13 protein-coding genes and 1 tRNA gene are annotated in these 15,873 nt (G+C 48.2%); 11 read left to right on the top strand and 3 right to left on the bottom strand.

Going from position 1 to position 15,873, the window contains the following annotated elements; translation table 11 throughout:
• Positions 1-133: 133 nt before the first annotated feature.
• Together OLTU_RS30100 and OLTU_RS30095 are read left to right on the top strand one after the other, a co-directional pair.
• Complete coding sequence (locus OLTU_RS30100; protein WP_141736415.1) at positions 134-1,129, top strand: energy transducer TonB; 996 nt, start codon at positions 134-136, stop codon at positions 1,127-1,129.
• Positions 1,130-1,516: 387 nt separating this feature from the next.
• Complete coding sequence (locus OLTU_RS30095; protein ID WP_141736414.1) at positions 1,517-1,924, top strand: hypothetical protein; 408 nt, start codon at positions 1,517-1,519, stop codon at positions 1,922-1,924.
• A gap of 54 nt (positions 1,925-1,978) precedes the next feature.
• Here OLTU_RS30095 and OLTU_RS30090 read toward each other — a convergent pair whose 3' ends face one another.
• Positions 1,979-3,349 (bottom strand): 3-dehydroquinate synthase, encoded by a 1,371-nt coding sequence (locus tag OLTU_RS30090; protein WP_141736413.1) that lies wholly within the window; start codon positions 3,347-3,349, stop codon positions 1,979-1,981.
• A gap of 165 nt (positions 3,350-3,514) precedes the next feature.
• Here OLTU_RS30090 and OLTU_RS30085 point away from each other — a divergent pair, with 165 nt between their 5' ends.
• The 5 genes from OLTU_RS30085 to avs2 all read left to right on the top strand — a co-directional run bounded on the left by OLTU_RS30085 (position 3,515) and on the right by avs2 (position 10,404).
• Positions 3,515-4,024 carry a response regulator gene (locus OLTU_RS30085; protein ID WP_141736412.1) on the top strand — a complete coding sequence of 170 codons (510 nt, stop codon included), beginning with the start codon at positions 3,515-3,517 and terminating at the stop codon, positions 4,022-4,024.
• Positions 4,025-4,099: 75 nt separating this feature from the next.
• Positions 4,100-4,175 (top strand) — tRNA-Asn (locus OLTU_RS30080).
• A gap of 248 nt (positions 4,176-4,423) precedes the next feature.
• Positions 4,424-4,714, top strand: a complete 291-nt coding sequence (locus OLTU_RS30075) for a hypothetical protein (protein WP_141736411.1) — start codon at positions 4,424-4,426, stop codon at positions 4,712-4,714.
• Positions 4,714-5,001: a hypothetical protein gene (locus tag OLTU_RS30070; protein WP_141736410.1), complete on the top strand. Its 288-nt coding sequence runs from the start codon at positions 4,714-4,716 to the stop codon at positions 4,999-5,001. Before OLTU_RS30075 ends, OLTU_RS30070 begins: the two co-directional genes overlap by 1 nt.
• A gap of 396 nt (positions 5,002-5,397) precedes the next feature.
• A complete protein-coding gene (gene avs2 / locus OLTU_RS30065) occupies positions 5,398-10,404 on the top strand; it encodes an AVAST type 2 anti-phage system protein Avs2 (RefSeq protein WP_141736409.1) in 5,007 nt (1,668 codons plus the stop codon).
• 39 nt (positions 10,405-10,443) lie between these two features.
• Here avs2 and OLTU_RS30060 read toward each other — a convergent pair whose 3' ends face one another.
• Positions 10,444-10,830 carry a recombinase family protein gene (locus OLTU_RS30060; RefSeq protein WP_218110365.1) on the bottom strand — a complete coding sequence of 129 codons (387 nt, stop codon included), beginning with the start codon at positions 10,828-10,830 and terminating at the stop codon, positions 10,444-10,446.
• 353 nt (positions 10,831-11,183) lie between these two features.
• Here OLTU_RS30060 and OLTU_RS30055 point away from each other — a divergent pair, with 353 nt between their 5' ends.
• The 3 genes from OLTU_RS30055 to OLTU_RS32170 all read left to right on the top strand — a co-directional run bounded on the left by OLTU_RS30055 (position 11,184) and on the right by OLTU_RS32170 (position 13,237).
• Complete coding sequence (locus OLTU_RS30055; protein ID WP_176737088.1) at positions 11,184-12,197, top strand: type IV toxin-antitoxin system AbiEi family antitoxin; 1,014 nt, start codon at positions 11,184-11,186, stop codon at positions 12,195-12,197.
• A 326-nt stretch (positions 12,198-12,523) separates the two neighbouring features.
• Complete coding sequence (locus OLTU_RS30050) at positions 12,524-12,976, top strand: hypothetical protein (protein ID WP_141736406.1); 453 nt, start codon at positions 12,524-12,526, stop codon at positions 12,974-12,976.
• 93 nt (positions 12,977-13,069) lie between these two features.
• Entirely contained in the window at positions 13,070-13,237 is a 168-nt protein-coding gene (locus tag OLTU_RS32170) for a hypothetical protein (protein ID WP_176737087.1), read from the top strand.
• A 286-nt stretch (positions 13,238-13,523) separates the two neighbouring features.
• Here OLTU_RS32170 and OLTU_RS30045 read toward each other — a convergent pair whose 3' ends face one another.
• Positions 13,524-14,429: a hypothetical protein gene (locus tag OLTU_RS30045; RefSeq protein ID WP_141736405.1), complete on the bottom strand. Its 906-nt coding sequence runs from the start codon at positions 14,427-14,429 to the stop codon at positions 13,524-13,526.
• A 245-nt stretch (positions 14,430-14,674) separates the two neighbouring features.
• Here OLTU_RS30045 and OLTU_RS32565 point away from each other — a divergent pair, with 245 nt between their 5' ends.
• The gene (locus OLTU_RS32565) at positions 14,675-14,935 is read left to right on the top strand and encodes a hypothetical protein (RefSeq protein ID WP_218110364.1); all 261 of its coding nucleotides are present in this window, start codon (positions 14,675-14,677) and stop codon (positions 14,933-14,935) included.
• Positions 14,936-15,873: the final 938 nt, after the last annotated feature.

Below are 15,873 nucleotides of genomic sequence, written 5' to 3'. Positions count from 1 at the left end.
ACCGATAAACTAACATAAGGTCAGAGAAGCTGGGTCAACCCTGGGCTAACTGATGAATAGTTTTAGGTGTTGAATTCAGTATTTGACAAGCTTTTTAGGGGCCATGGCCACGAACAGTTGATAAGGGCCGGACATGAAAAGGGAAAGCCAAAAAGAGGGACTGTTCTTCGGCCTGCCACGCCAGGGCTGGTTCTGGCTGGTTGTGACGATCCTCTTCTCTGCGCTTATCCATTTGATCTCATTGATCAATTTGGACAAGCTGCCGCATCGGGCCTCTATGCCTCATCCGCGTACCAAACGCGAACCTTCAAAAGTGACGGTGAAAATCACACAGAAGCCGAAGTTGAAGGAAAAAGACGAGAACGACCAGCAAAAACAGAAAAGAATCGTGGAAACGCCGATGGCGCCGACGGAGGCTCCCAAGGATTCGCGTTTCGAGGGTGCTCAGGATCATAAGACAGACAAGGAGACGCGCGTTTCCAATCTCACCCCACGCCCGAAAGCTGCGGACGCTGGCGCGGCAGGCTCCGACACGAAGTCGGTGAAGGAGCAGTCAAAGACTGTGCAACAGGCCCAACCTTTGCATCCTCAAAAGATGACCGTGACGCCTGAGCGTCTGGCACCAAAAAAGAAAACCGAACTGCTTCTATCGCCGAACGGCAGCGTAAGCGTGGCAAAGCCTGATCGCAAGCCACGCAACGTTTATGAGTCGCTCATGCCGCAGGCCGAGGAAATGCGCAAGCAGGTGGCGGCCGGTTATCAGGATTATGTTGATGATAATGTCGAGGTGGGTGAAAGAGTCGATCTTAATACGAGCAACTTCCGTTATCTGGCGTATTTTACATCGCTTCGCAAAGCCTTCGAACTGGTTTGGACCTATCCTTCGGAGGCTGTCCAGCGGGGACTGCAGGGTGAAGTCAAAGTTGAATTCACCATTTTGAAAGATGGAACCGTCGCACGCGTGAAAGTGATTGATGGTTCCGGTCACCGTATTCTGGACGATGCCGTGGTGGAGGCGATTCGCCTGGCGGCTCCTTTTACTCCACTTCCGGTGGGCATGAAAAAGGAGAGGCTGACAGTTGTTGGCTCATTCCGCTATGTTTTAACGAACTATGCAGGCGCGATGTAAACGACTGTCAGGATTCTGACACTGGGATTTTTCCCGAGTCCGCGTAAGACTTCATAATGCTTGGGAATGATTGATTTATACGGAAATTTCAGAATCCCCGCAACCTGGAACACGGTTTGCTTTACAGATTAGTGAAGATGGGGGATGTTCTCAAAAATGCTGTGGCGTTCCCGTTGTACTCCTGCTGCTCCATGTGCTGTTACCCCTGCGAGATACCCCTGGAGTTCATTTTCCCATCTTGTTTTTTCCTCCGGCATGATCTTGGCCCCCACTCCTCACCTGTGATACAACTGATCCTTAGCGATCAGGGATTCTTGACGAATCATATTCGAAATTAGGCTGACAGGACGTCTTGATCGGGGCAGACCAGTGAACCAAGGGGGTACTATGGATCTTAATGCCAGGAAATCCAAAGTTGTCCGGCAAGGGGAAGTGAAAGTGGCTCAGGAAGAGGGGCCCGCGGATGCTGTGGATACGAGCCTTTTGGAAATGCTGCGAAGTCTGCAGGACGCTGGTGGCAACCAGAGTTTTGCTGATTTGCTATCCACGAATGTGCAAAAGATCGGCTACGATTTGCGATTAGCGCAGCATTTGGTTTTGCAAAGAGACCAAAGAGGGCTTGATCAATGTGCCCAGGCCCTGACCCAGAATGCGCTGAAAATCGGTGCCGTTCGCATGCTGACCCGAGCCATCGAAATGCAGGCCCTCGCGCGCATCGGTGATTTCGTCGGCGTCGCACAGTTGGTCACTGGATTGGAAGAAGAACTGAGAACGGTTGAGAAACAGTTGGTCTGATCATTTTCCAAAGAGCTATTTCCAACGCCTGCCGGTGAAGAGCCGGCAGGTATTTTATTGCGCCCAGTTTTTTATGAAACTTTGATAGCAGCGGCGCCAGTCGTCATCGCTTACTGTTATCGTGTAACGTCCCCTGTCCTGCAGGGGTTTGCCCCAGTCCTTCAGAAGAACCCATTCGCTCGCATGACTCTCCATATTTTTCTTGTCCTGCTTGATGCCGACGAGTAGTTCCTGCATCAGTCCTGGATTTAAAAGATCATCGGTGGCCAGAAAACGCTGCAGATCAGCAGGGGAGGGCACGATGCGGGACTCCTTCAACTGCCGGGTCATGGCCTGCCAGGCTTCATCGTTCAGATGCCCGAGCGTATGACTCATATCGATACAGAATAAAAGACCGATGCCAACCGCCTCCCCATGCAGGATGGAATCCGCCGGATTTTTATCCTGGCTGATGCGTTCGATCGCATGCGCCAGGGTGTGACCGAGGTTCAAGGCCGCACGCAGTCCCTGTTCGGTCGGATCCTGGGCCACGATCTCGGCTTTCACGGCCACCAGATCCCGCAGATAAAGGTGAAGATCCTGGGTCCTTCGATCGAGTTGAGCGACCTTTTCCGCGAGGGCGGGATCCCCACGCAGCACCGCATGTTTCCAGCCTTCGGCGAGACCGGCGAGGTATTCGCGCGGCGGCAGGGTCGTCAGCCAGTCGAGGGCGATGAGAACCTCCTGGGGAAATGCAAAAAGACCCAGCTGGTTTTTTCCGTAGGGAGAAAAGTTTACGCCGGTTTTTCCACCAATGCAGGCGTCCACCATGGACAAAAGGGTCGTGGGAACCAGCCGAAAACTTTGCCCGTCCAGAGCCGCGGCAAAGGCCGCCGTGTCCGCGAGGATGCCGCCGCCGACGATGGTCCACGGTGTGTGCAGGCCGGTTTTTTTGGCGAGAACCCGCAGCTCGGCCACGCTTTCGAGGGTTTTGCTCTGTTCATCCAGGCGCATGAAAATCCGATTCGGACGGGCTTGGATGTCATGGGCCTCGGCCACGGCCTGATCGATGATGCAAAGCTGGGTGTGGGGCAGAAGATCATTCCAATTGAGAGCCTTGATAAAACGGATGCGGTACTGACCCGCCTTCTGCTCCGCTTTTTGATCCTTCATGGCCACGCCGCGACGGAAGACCCGGGCCGCCATGTGAAACGGAGCCTGGCGGGACTTGGAAGATATTTCCCAGCCGTACTTTCGGGTGAGCTGCCGCTGGAAGGCTTCGTCCAGGACGCGCAGGGTGCCGCCCGGCCAGCCGAGTTTTTGTTCGAGCGGAGTTGTCGCGCCCAGGGCGATATCCGGCCATTTGAAATATTCCTGGGCCGGCATGGGCGGATCAGGCATGGCCCAGCTGACACTGAGCGGCGCAATCTGGTAAGGCGTGGACATACGGGACGCTTCTCCCTGTCATTTGCTAGGAATACCAAAGGGCAGAGTCATACCTGCCGCTCAGGTTTCATAACAGAATGTCGAGAAGGGAGAAAGGATGTCTTACCGGTGCGGTTGTGTTGATGCAGCCAGGCATCGCCCAGGAAGGGATGGAGTGAGAAACGCATGAGCGGTCCACGTTTTGGTTCAAAGAATGAATCCTCGCTACGACGCCAGATCGAAGCGATTCAGCGTAAACGCATGGTCCGCGAGCAGGTCGTGGATCTGAATGACTTCCGGAATCTGCGCAAGGAGCTGCAGGCTCCCACGATCCTCGTCGTCGACGATGAAGAGATCATGCGGAATGCCATGAAGCGGATCCTGGAAAATGAGGGTTATAAAGTCATTTTGGCTGAAGATGCCATGGCCCTGTCCAAGGTCCTGGAGCATACCCAGCTGGATCTGATCCTATTGGACATCAACCTGCCCTGGGTGGATGGCATCGAACTTTGTACGATGCTGAAACGTCATCCGGTCCTGCGCCTCGTACCCCTGATCCTTTGCTCCGGCCGCCGCAGCAAGGAGGACGTGGAGCGCGGCTTTGAAGCCGGCTGCGATGACTACATCACCAAGCCATTCGAACTGGAGAGCATGGCCCACGCCGTCTCGAAGGCGCTGAAACGGGAACAGGTCTGAATCGTTCTCTACTTTCCACGCTTCGAGTCTTGACAGCCCGAAGCAACGCGTGTAGTTACATAAGCCTTGGCAAGTTCCTCAGTAGCTCAGTTGGTAGAGCAGGTGACTGTTAATCACCTGGTCGGCGGTTCGAGCCCGTCCTGAGGAGCCATGCTCCTTTTTTCTTGCCCAATATAAAATCCAAACTAAAACCAGAATAGATATGTGCCCGCTTCGCGGTCCCATGGACTTGTTTTTGAGCCCGCTATCGCAGGCTGGAAAATCCTCATTCCCTTGCTCGCCCACTTCAGAATCCCAAAAATTTAACTTAATAAAATTAGATATTTATTCAATATTTGTGGATTTTTACTGTGATTAAAATCATATTTTCTATGATTTTTCCGATGAGGAGATCACGGAATGGGGAACATGGATGGGTTCCATTGGGAAGATGAAAAGTCCGAGCTGCTTAAGCTAACACGAGGTTTTTCACTGATCGAAGTTGCTGAGCAGTTATTTGAAGGCGAATATGTGGAATACGTTCATGCACGATATCCCGAGCAAACACGCGTGATTGGAAAAGTTCGACGAAGGGTGATAACCCTTGTCTATGAAGTCATTGACGATGATTTTAGCTCGTTTACGAGACTCGTTACTTACTGGGACGCGAGCCCCGTAGAAAAGAAGATATACATGGAGAGAACAAAATAATGGAGTGGACTAAAAAAGATCTCGATAAAGAGACGGAAGAATTACAACCAAAATCTGAAGAAGAAATGATTGTTAAAGGAGTAAAGCGCGGGCGACCCGCCAACTCTAAAGCCGTGAAGACCAATCTGGATCTATCGATTGAAGTCATTTTGGAACTTGACGAGGTTGCTGAGTTTGTTGGGTCTACGCGTCAAAGCATAATTAAAGGATTCATATTGAATGGATTAAAAGATTTCCATCTTGCGCGAGATGCTAAGATGAGATCCAAGAAAAAAGGTAATGAATAGTCGTAGCTTTTACAACTCATCGTTTCGCTTGGTTGCTTTCGGGCGATTCGTTTTGTTTCGTCGATATCATTTTTTCAAATTCTTCCCGGAGTTTGCGAAGAAAGTACGCGCCACACCATATCTTCATCACGGCAACGTCGCTAAGATTTACTTCCTCTCTCGTTCCGGAAAGATTCTCAAATTGGGCACCGATTCGATAATATCTCTCGAACTCTGCTGGCTCCAAATCTGGAGCAATGCCGTCGACGAAAAGTAAGTAGAATCTGCCAAATTGAGCTTAACGCTTATTCTGCGCCGGCTTTAAGCCTGCCCTACCTTCAGTGCCTCTTGCTAGACCAGTCGAGATGTTTGCGTCATCATAGGGGCAGAAATATTGTTGGTGCAAATTAAAATATTATGTACGGCGTTGTTGCGGTGAATGGATTCGATATATTCCTGGTGCTTGGTGACTTGAATTATTCCGCGGCCCGTATCAAAGGGAAAGAAATGACAGCAATCCAACTAGATTGGAATTCGATTCGCCCGCTAAATGGTGGTCGAGACAAAGGATTCGAAGAAATCTGTGCCCAATTAGCTCGGGCTGAATGTTCCGCGGGTTCCACATTTGTAAGGAAAGGAACTCCAGATGCTGGGGTCGAATGTTACTCCATATTAGGTGATGGATCAGAGTGGGCCTGGCAATCAAAATATTTCGATTCTATCGACGATAGTCAGTGGTCGCAGATCGATGAATCGATTTCTAGAGCGCTGGAAAAACACCCTCGGCTTGTGCGCTATCACGTTTGTGTGCCCTGGGACTTGCCTGATGGCCGAATAAAGGGGCGAAAATCTGCCAAAGATAGATGGGATGAACATGTCGTGAAATGGTCGCAGTGGGCTGCAGATCGTGGCATGACGGTTCAATTTGTTTATTGGGGTAGCCACGAAATGTTGGAGCGTTTGACTGATCCCAAGCACGCGGGACGCGTCCAATTTTGGTTTGGTGTTCGTAGCTTTGATGGTGCTTGGTTTTCCAAACGATTGGATGAGGCCATTCGAACTGTTGGCCCCCGCTACACTCCGGAAATCAATGTTGACCTACCAATCGCCGGCGAATTCGAAGCTTTTGGAAGAAGCGAGAACTTCTTTAATGGCATCAAGAGTCTTGCCATCAGCATTCGCAAGAACTTCCGAACATTTATAAGCAACAAAGTATCCGGCATCCTAGGCCAAGAAATTCAAAGCCATCTGACAACTCTCGAATCTCATATTCGCGCAACTCTAGAGGGCTTAGCCGGCATAGAACCAAGCCCTATGGGAGATTTGCCATTCGCTATAATTGCGCAACACATAGCGGCCGCTGATGCCATAAACAGTACCCTCGAAGAACTTTTACAGGATCTTTCGAATTCCTTCGAAAATGATTCTGCGAAGGAAACACCAGAAGACAGCACATTGAAGAGCACTCGAAGGGAAAACCATTATAAAAGCATGCTTTTCTCACTTTACAACCTGAGCGCCGACCTCAAGGACGCCAAGGAAACTCTGGATCGCGCTGAAAAAGTTGCGACTAGCAAAATTATGCTTATACGAGGAGACGCGGGTACGGGCAAAACCCACCTGTTGTGCGATGTTGGAAGTCGACGCCTCAAGGATGGGAAACCGACGATCATCCTACTTGGCCAACGATTCATCGGCACTGATTCACCTTGGGTACAGGCACTTCAGCAAATCGATTTGGCAAATTTGTCGACAGAGGAATTTGTGGGTGCAATTGAGGCGTCTGCTCAAGCCGCAAATTCACGCGCGCTTCTCTTTATAGATGCAATTAATGAAGGCGCAGGTAGACTTGTATGGCCAAACCATCTTTCAGCCTTTCTTGCACCGTTAGAACGATCGCAGTGGATTGGAACAGTTATTTCGGTTCGCTCTTCCTATCAAGAGTCTGTGGTTCCAGATGACATTTCGAAAAAAGCGCTTGTCGTAACGCATCAGGGTTTCTTTGACAATGAGTACGACGCCACACGCACTTTTTTCCTTCACTATGGACTGGAGCTTCCTTCTACCCCGCTTCTTGCCCCAGAGTTTCGTAACCCCCTGTTTCTAAAAACTCTATGCGTTGGCCTTAATGCCAAGGGAGAACGACGCCTACCACGCGGATTTCATGGAATATCTGCCGTGTTCGATCTTTATCTTTCTACAATCAATGCGCGATTGGCCGGGGCACTTGGCTTTGATCAACGATTTCCGTTGGTAAGGCGAGCTCTCGAAGCTTTTGCTCTCTCGCTGGTCGACGCCAAAACCAACTGGTTGTCGTTGGAAGTGGCCGCGCGAACCGTGAACAGCATACTTCCAGATCGTGAATATGAACGGTCGCTATACCGAGGTCTGGTCGTCGAGGGCCTGCTCGTTGAGGATATTAGTCAAACCCGAGGAACCGATCGCATCGAGATCGTGTTTATCGGCTATGAGCGCTTCTCTGATCATCTGATAGCCTCTGCACTGCTCGATAAGCATCTTGATAACGCAGATCCAGCCGCTGCGTTTTCCGCTGACGGCGCTTTGCCATTTTTAAATAACAATGCCCAATATGTGGCTTCTGGTCTCCTTGAGGCTCTCCTAATTCAGGTAGCTGAGCATACGGGCCAAGAGCTTATCACGATCAATCCTGAGCTAAGGAACCGTCCGGGCATAAGAGACGCATTTCTCCAGAGCATCATCTGGAGAGATTATTCCGCATTCTCTGCGGAAGCTCATAAAATCATGGATTGGCTTGTGCATTCAGAACATGGCCGGGACGAAACCTTCGCTACGCTGATTACTATCGCTACTCTCCCTGATCATCCTTTCAATGCCAATTACCTAGGCGCCCAATTGCGTGGGTACTCAATGGCGGATCGCGATGCCTGTTGGAGCATATATCTTCACAAAGCTTGGAATACTCATGGTCCAGTCGACAGGCTTGTGGACTGGGCGTCTATGGTTCAAACCAATGGAGAATTCGACGACAGGACCCTGGACCTTTGCGCGACAACGTTGGCGTGGATGCTTTCTACATCGAACAGATACCTTCGTGATCGGGCAACAAAAGCGCTGCTGGCACTACTGTCAGGTCACGTTTCGGGGGTGCAGAGGCTAGTCGAATCGTTCGCAGATGTTGATGATCCTTACATAGTGGAGCGAGTCCTTGCAGTGGCATATGGTGTAGCCACTGCCTCCAACAATCAAGAGGAGCTTGGCGAGCTTGCGAGTTCAGTATTTTCACTATTTTTTGCCGATACCCCTCCAGCCCATGTCCTATCACGAGACTATGCACGTGGAGTTATTGAGAAGGCAATCTTCGTGGGCATCAAAGTCGAATTTGATATAACTCGAATACGGCCGCCCTATCAGAGTCAATGGCCTGCGATTCCGAGCGACCATGAAATTAAGCCCTTTTTAGAGGACTGGTCCCGAGGTTCGCACGATGGAGGAGGCCTGGAATGGTCTCGCAATATTATATCGAGTTCAGTGATGAACGGAGACTTTGCTCGCTATGTGATAGGAACAAACTCGTCCACTGACTCAAGGCATTGGTTGTCTCTTAAGCTCAGTGATCCACCATGGCAGCGTGTTGAATCGCCAGAAGATCTGCAGGCTAAACTCATGTCTGAATTTTCTTCGGCTGAATCGCAAAGCTTGGAAGACTATACAGCCGCTTGCAGAGCCTTTCAAAAGGCTCTTGGCGACTCTTTTGATAATTGGCTAATTCAGGAAGGTTACAAAGATACTCTATCGTCTCAAAATTTAGACAATCTTTTCGGGGATTTTCAAAAAGACCTTCCTTCTGATCTGATTGCCGCTGAGGCTAACAGGACGCATCAGTTTGAAAAACTCAAATCCGCTCTAACTCCGAATCATTTGGAGAGCTTCGTCCAGATCCAGGAGACCATTGATGACGGTGACTCACGTCGGAAGGCACCCAGATTTGACCTTAGACAAATGCAACGATATATCCTTCATCGAGTATTTGAACTTGGATGGACTGTTGCGCGATTTGGTTATTTTGATAGGTTCGATGTTCGCTCCAACGGCCGAGAAGCTGCAAAGGCTGAAAGAATTGGAAAAAAGTACCAATGGATTGCTTATCACGAGATTTTAGCCCTCATATCGGACCACTTTCAATACATGTATGAGGGGGAAATACCGCAGGCGTTTGAAGGGCCCTGGCAAGGTTATTTCCGCGACATTGATCCTACATGCACACTTAGTGAGACTGTTGGCGGCACCTCTTGGGGACCGCATACATCGTCGTGGTGGAGTTCCAGCGGGTTCGTCAGCTGGGGATTTCCAACTGACCCAGCCGCATGGACTGCCAACCTTGATGACTTTCCAGATCTTCGCAGTCTGCTGGTGGCAGAAAACCCGGATGACCAATTCAAGTGGATTAATGCACATTGTAGCTTCAGCTGGCAGCAGAGCGTTGACGCAGACAAGGATCGATACGATGTCGAGCGCCGAGAGTTGTATGTGTCCTGTGTCGGATTTTTCCTCCGTAAAGATGATGTTCAGGCTTTTATGAAATGGGCTGCAACAACCGAGTTTGACGGATGGCGGTTGCACGATGTTGCAACAAATTCCCAAGTGTTCTTGGGAGAATACGGATGGGCTCCCGCATTTCGATTTTATTCAGATGGCAGTTGCGACGATCCATTTGAAGACTGCCCAGTGTCGATTAAGAATGCCGCAGTAGAATATCAAAAAGAGTCAAAAGGGTTCGATTGCTCGGTCAATGAGGGCTACAAGCTCAACCTTCCCAGCCAAGATCTATTAATTAATATGGGGCTATCGTGGACCGGTCGAGCAGCTGATTTTGCCGACTATGAAGGACGATTAACAGCTTTTGATCCAACGGCACTATCAGCAGGCCCAAGTTCATTACTCCTTCGAGAAGATGCATTGCGCACATACTTAGACAAACAGGGCCTCGAATTGTGTTGGATGGTCAACGGCGAGAAGCGCGTCTTGGCGCCAGGGCTTGGTCGCGGTCTGTACAATCCACCTCTCTCAATTTCTGGGGTCTTGGGTCTTGGCAAAGAATCACCGTACGGATTTCTCAAATTTTCTTTGGAGCAACATAGGGGAGATTCTGATGGACCACCCTCGATAACCATCAAGCATGTGGGTGGTGGCGTAGATTTGGGGCCTAATTCAGAGGGGATGGACTGGGGGCTATCAGAAGTCGTGGTTAGAAGCAAAGTGGGTTCGTCCAGAACGAAGAAGCGCAAGAGTACGAAGCCGAAAAGTGCCGAAAAGGCGATGAAGACCAAGGTAGCCAAAAAAAACCACCAAAAAGGCCGTAAGCATAAGGCGCAAAAGTCAGGAAAGAAAAATGCAGCAAAGAAGAAGGCTGCCAAGAAGCCAGCAAGAAAGAAGCAGCAATAAAGAAAAAATAATCTGTAGTCGATAGGGCAAAAGACTAGCCTAAGGAGCTGAATCAGATTTCAGCATATTCATGACGGTCGTTCCATGCCATTTTGATTTTCTGGTCTTCGTGGAAATCGCCAGGGTGTTTAAAATGTCAGCGATTTTGTGATAGCTAAATCCCTGCTTCCTTAGATCGCTCATGCGTCGCAGAACATCACTCTCCTTTTTATGACGGATCCTATGACCGTCTTTGATCCTCTGACCGAATGCGAGTTGGCCTTTTTGAATTTCGTCGCCAGCGCGCAGGGATATGCCTAAGCGACGCATATTTACAGATACTGTTGATCTGGAGGCAAAAATTTCGCTGGCGATTTCATGGATTGACCGGCCTTTTTCCTGATATTCCACCCGGAGGAAAGACTCCTGGCGATAGAGCGGTAACACATTAAATTCAATAAAATTAGATGCTTGAATTGGAGGAAAATCGGTTCTGCCTAACCCGGTGTCAGGGAGCCATGCTCCTTTTTTCTTGCCAATATAAAATCCAAATCAAAATAGTGCCCGCTTCGCGGTCCCATGGACTTGTTTTGGGCCCGCTGGCGCTGGCGGAAAATGCATCCTAATCCAACGGACTCTTGTTGAGCTGTGATCAATCCGCAAAATTTACCTCTTCATTTTAGTCTCAGTCTTTGAATTCAGAAATATTTTAAGTAATAATTTCAAGATATTGAATATGATTTATACCTAAATATTCACAAAATATGTTAAATTCACATTATAGAAATAGTGTGGATTTTATGAACATAGACAAACAAATTAAAAAAGCCCTCGATAGATTCAGCAAGCAAACTGGCTTGGACTGTAGCATCCAAAGCTATTGGATAGTTGCATCCATTGATGAAACCTTTGACGCCTTTATTGTCATCACAATTGGAAGTGCTCAATATCCATATTGGGTGAATTACAACCAGCAAGGCAAGAAAAGGCCAAAATCAGGCAAAATAGAAAATGTGCTCGAAATGGGCGATCTATCGACAGCGCAGAAAAACAAACTATTAGAGAAAAAGACTCCGTTCATAGCCAATGACGGGGAGTTCTCGATTCCTCTCACTCTCTCCAACATCAAATCCAATCATGTGAGGCTAGGCCAGACAGCTGGTAATGTAACCGCCCAAGCGGTGGAAAGCACCTTCCCATCTTCAGAATCCATGGCAAGGTTTATCCATTTCCTTGCAGCGACGCATCCATCGCCAAAGAGGACTCAGAGAGTCATGGCCGATGAGGTTGGTATCTCTACTCCAGCAGTCAGTAAGTATTTGAAGGAATTGCAGGATGCGAACTATATCGTCAATGGCAAAACGATAATTCGTCTGGTGGATCCAGGTAAGCTCCTTGAACTTTGGACTGTGGAATATATCAAGAGAATCCTTCCCAGAGTTGAAAAATACACCTTCGATGCCTATGACGACAAACAATTCCATGAGCTAAGAGCAAATCCCATCAAGCTCAAGAATGGTCTTTGGAGCGCCGTAAAAGCGGCTGATATCCTTACGAAATCGGAACTTCCAGAAAACTTTATCATCTACAGTGATAAGCCTCATGAAGTCGTGAAGGAGCTTCGTCTTCGTCCTTCAAAGCTTGGGAAAATAGAGATTCGAAAAAAATTTTGGAATTTTGATTGGAAGGAAAAGGATAAAGGAATTGTCGATCTTCCATTGATCTATGCTGACCTTATGAACAGCGATGATCCGAGGGATCTTAAAACAGCAAGGGAAATGCGTGAAATATGGATCAGAAGCCTATCATCATAATTGATAACGATGTCCTTGAAGGTTTGGAAAATCTGAGCATGCTATGTGGCGATAGCTTTTTCATCGTTGGTGCCGCTGCACGGGACATCCTTATGCAACATCATAAAATACGGCCAGCGCGAGCGACACGAGACGCGGATTTGGCTGTAAGAGTTGGCAGCTGAGCAACCTATGAGAAGCTAAGGATTCAACTCATAGCCAAGGGGTTCAGAGAGCAGACTCGGATATATAACTTCTGCTATAAGTCTGCCATATTCGACATAATGCCATTCGGAGACATATTGGATGGCAAGAGTGAAATACTTTGGCCTCAGGATGGAAAGATCATGAACATGCTGGGCTTTGATGATGCCTTCCGTACAGCCCATAAATTCAGGACGAGCACTGACGTCAGTGTCCGAATTGCATCTTTATCAAGCTTGGTGATGCTTAAAGTTATAGCCTGGAATGACCGCCCGCACGAAAGGCCGCAGGATCCAGCGGATATTAACGCTATCATAGATAACTATCTTGAAGCTGGTAACTTCGATAGGTTTTATGATGAGAATTCGGATTTGGTTGAAATGGAGAATTATACGATCGAAAGGGCAGGAGCTGCTTTGATCGGTAGAGACTTGCACCAGCTATGTTCTCGTGGCCCTATTGTGGAATTGAAAAGGATTCTTCAGAAGGAGCTCGAGCTATCGGAAAGATCTTTATTCTTCCAACAAATGGCAGGATACAACAACATCGAACCGTATATTGGAAAGATAGAAATCATGCTTTCAAACATTGAATAAATACTCGTTAATCTTGGAGATAGGTTAAGTGAATACTTTCATTTAAGGTTGTTACTCCGTGGAGAAGAACCTTTACAAGGAGAGAATAAAAATATGGAATGGACCAAAAAAGATCTCGATAAGGAGGCGGAAGAACTACAACCGAAGTTTGAAGAGGAAATGATCGTTAAAGGAGTCAAGCGAGGATGGCCCAACGGGGCAGCTAAAATGTTTGATCGGATGTTTGATTGCAAGCCATGCTCGCGTCTTAGCATGTCGTAATATTGTTAGACCATGCCATATATCTGCCAATTTCATGCCTCTCAAATATACTAAAATGAAGAGTTAAATTTGATACTTAAAAGGCTATAGTCCACAGTTCATCAAGGCGAAGGATTTGTTGTGGCCGTATTCAAGTGTTCGGTATGGAAAGAAACATTTCTGCTCTGGCTACTATGGTGCTGAATACCGCGATTCTCATGGCGATCTTCGATCACAGCTTAGAGCGGCAAGACCCTCGACCACCTGGGCATCGAACCCTATGACCTGGTGCAGACCAACAGGAATGTCATCTGACTTGACCCCTCAAAAAGAAAAGCGGAATGCTGAAAAATTCCTGATGCCCCCAGGTAGGATCTCCCTCATGAGGGGCTGGCTCAGAATAAAGGTTCAGGTGTGTGGTGATATCATAGGAGATTTTTTTGGATTTCAGGCAAGCGAGGTCCAGGCAATCCAGTAACTTCTGCTGATGCACTATCGCTGATTCGTCTGTTTCCGTGTAGCTGCTCAGATCGGCCTCGAGAAAATCCACGATCCCTTCACCTTTTTTCGCTGGATCAGGCACTATTCGGAATTTTACCGATGGGCGGATGAGTGTCATGCCTTCTGATCCTTGACCCAGTTCTTTCTCAATAACTGAGATAAAGTCGCTGTAGCTTTTACCGTAGACGAGAACAGGCTGATTCAGAGCTGGCTCCAGCCATGCAGCAAACGTTTGCCGGAGTTCGGAGAAGTTCTGACCGAAAAAATCATCAGAGGTTTCAGGTTCGTATATAGGCCAGTCATTGCCAGCGTTTCTAAAATAGGCCGGCTTCAGCATGACAAATGCTTCCTTGGTCTTGTCGAACGTATATGAAAGCAGAACGCCCAGTTGCAGAGATTGATCGCCTTTCTTGAAGAGCGGTCGAATATCAAACGATGAGGCTCGATTCATGATCTGGGCGTGCTTGCAGGTGTTTGGATCGAACGATACTTCAACTTCAGGCAGATAATTCTTCTGGAAGGTCTCAAAGAAGTCCTTGATCCCGTTGCACTTGTCTTCCAGCGGCAGGTCTGCAAAAGACTTTACGGCAAAGTTCGTCAGCGCCAAACCTCGATTGGAATCGGCGTTTCCGGAATCTCCCTTGTCATCCCTGCCACAAGCCCAGACAAGCGGGAGCGTCAAAGCGATTGAGTAAAGAAACCCTAATTTCATATCGTTCTTCCTTCCGATTCGGAAACGGTGTTTTCACCAAGTATCCAGGGCGAAATGGGAAAATAACGTTGTTCCAGGGAACTCGTTTTAGCAGATCTTTCCGCCATATTCTCCTCAAAAATAAAGGCGCAATTACCTGCCCCTCAAGGCCTGTGCCGGATTTTAGTTGTTTTCACCGCTGCATACCCCATGATAGAGAATATTTACCCTGAAAACGATTTTTTAAGTCCGCTTCCACTGATGTCTTGACGGTTTTTAAGGCAGAGCTTAAGAGTTTAATGGAAATCGTCCCAGGAAATACGGGCTGGATGAAAGCACTCTACTTTTTCAGGATATATAAAGGGCCCGAAGGCTACAGAATAGCTTTGCCAAAGAAGTGGCTGAGTGTTGAAGTCGACGGGTACGATATCTTCGATGATTTCTTCCTAACCAGGACCGTATTTCCTAACAGATTTCAAGCTATGCAGATTGCTGCCCGAATTTTGGATAAAGAGACCGGGTATTAGGTTCCCGGAGGCCCGCTGCTTGCCCAGATTGCGGCTACACGATAATGCGAGAAAAGATGGGCAATAGAAGCTTGGGCAGGGCGAGAAAGAGCGTAAGCCTACTCAGAGTGTGAGGTGACCCATAATGTGGTGCTGTGTGCCTGCCCCCCGTCTCATCCCTATGCCGGACAATCATGAGAGAGTGAAGTACATGTCCTCCTGTGGTGGATTGAGCCTCCACCAAGAAAGCGAGTATATGTGAGATATGTGGACGCTTCGCGGTCCCATGGGCTTATTTTTGAGCCCGCTGGCGCGGGCGGGAAAAGGTCGTGACAGACACCGTTTTTTTCAGATTCTGCCGGACTATGGGCTCTGACGAGATATTTACTCGATATATCTTTGGACAAGGGTTTTCTATCTAATCGTCATTTCATTCGGCAATCTCGATTTTTAGAACTTCTAAGCCTCTGTTCCGGCAACAATAACTCCCAGAAGGCGCTCTGGGACTGAATCACAACCGCGGGTAAATTTCCACATGGTGCCGGTATCGTGGTAAGTACCTTTGGCGAGCGCACCTGTGAACATGGTCCCGACGTGATAGAAGAGGTGATGGGACAAGAGATATGCATACAGCCTTCCATATGTAGTGCCTCTCCCTCTAGTGAGGATATTTCAGCTTTTCTTGATAATCACTTCAATTTGTTGCATTATTGATGTAACATATAGACGTGGAAAAAAAGAATAGCTCAGGTACTATTATCCGGTGGTCGCATATAAAACTGTTAACTCGGGAAAATGCGTGGTCCAGTCGAGTCGCAAAACTTGGGTAGTTGTCCCATTGTTCAGAACCTTCAAAATGAACCTGCTCTCTTCTTTGTCCGATGCCCATTGAACCTCCGACAAAAGGCTCAGAATATATCGACAAAAAATCTGGAAAAATTAGCCAGATTCCATTGCAT

It is taken from the genome of Oligoflexus tunisiensis, from assembly GCF_001748245.1.
GTDB classification, from domain to species: Bacteria; Bdellovibrionota_B; Oligoflexia; order Oligoflexales; family Oligoflexaceae; genus Oligoflexus; species Oligoflexus tunisiensis.
This window is presented reverse-complemented; position numbering and strand designations above follow the sequence as displayed.

Excerpts from the sequence above, each read along its gene's own strand:
- OLTU_RS30100 (WP_141736415.1), top strand. The coding sequence starts at position 134 with ATGAAAAGGGAAAGCCAAAAAGAGGGACTGTTCTTCGGCCTGCCACGC.
- OLTU_RS30095 (WP_141736414.1), top strand. The coding sequence starts at position 1,517 with ATGGATCTTAATGCCAGGAAATCCAAAGTTGTCCGGCAAGGGGAAGTG.
- OLTU_RS30090 (WP_141736413.1), bottom strand. The coding sequence starts at position 3,349 with ATGTCCACGCCTTACCAGATTGCGCCGCTCAGTGTCAGCTGGGCCATG.
- OLTU_RS30085 (WP_141736412.1), top strand. The coding sequence starts at position 3,515 with ATGAGCGGTCCACGTTTTGGTTCAAAGAATGAATCCTCGCTACGACGC.
- OLTU_RS30075 (WP_141736411.1), top strand. The coding sequence starts at position 4,424 with ATGGGGAACATGGATGGGTTCCATTGGGAAGATGAAAAGTCCGAGCTG.
- OLTU_RS30070 (WP_141736410.1), top strand. The coding sequence starts at position 4,714 with ATGGAGTGGACTAAAAAAGATCTCGATAAAGAGACGGAAGAATTACAA.
- avs2 (WP_141736409.1), top strand. The coding sequence starts at position 5,398 with ATGTACGGCGTTGTTGCGGTGAATGGATTCGATATATTCCTGGTGCTT.
- OLTU_RS30055 (WP_176737088.1), top strand. The coding sequence starts at position 11,184 with ATGAACATAGACAAACAAATTAAAAAAGCCCTCGATAGATTCAGCAAG.
- OLTU_RS30050 (WP_141736406.1), top strand. The coding sequence starts at position 12,524 with ATGAACATGCTGGGCTTTGATGATGCCTTCCGTACAGCCCATAAATTC.
- OLTU_RS32170 (WP_176737087.1), top strand. The coding sequence starts at position 13,070 with ATGGAATGGACCAAAAAAGATCTCGATAAGGAGGCGGAAGAACTACAA.
- OLTU_RS30045 (WP_141736405.1), bottom strand. The coding sequence starts at position 14,429 with ATGAAATTAGGGTTTCTTTACTCAATCGCTTTGACGCTCCCGCTTGTC.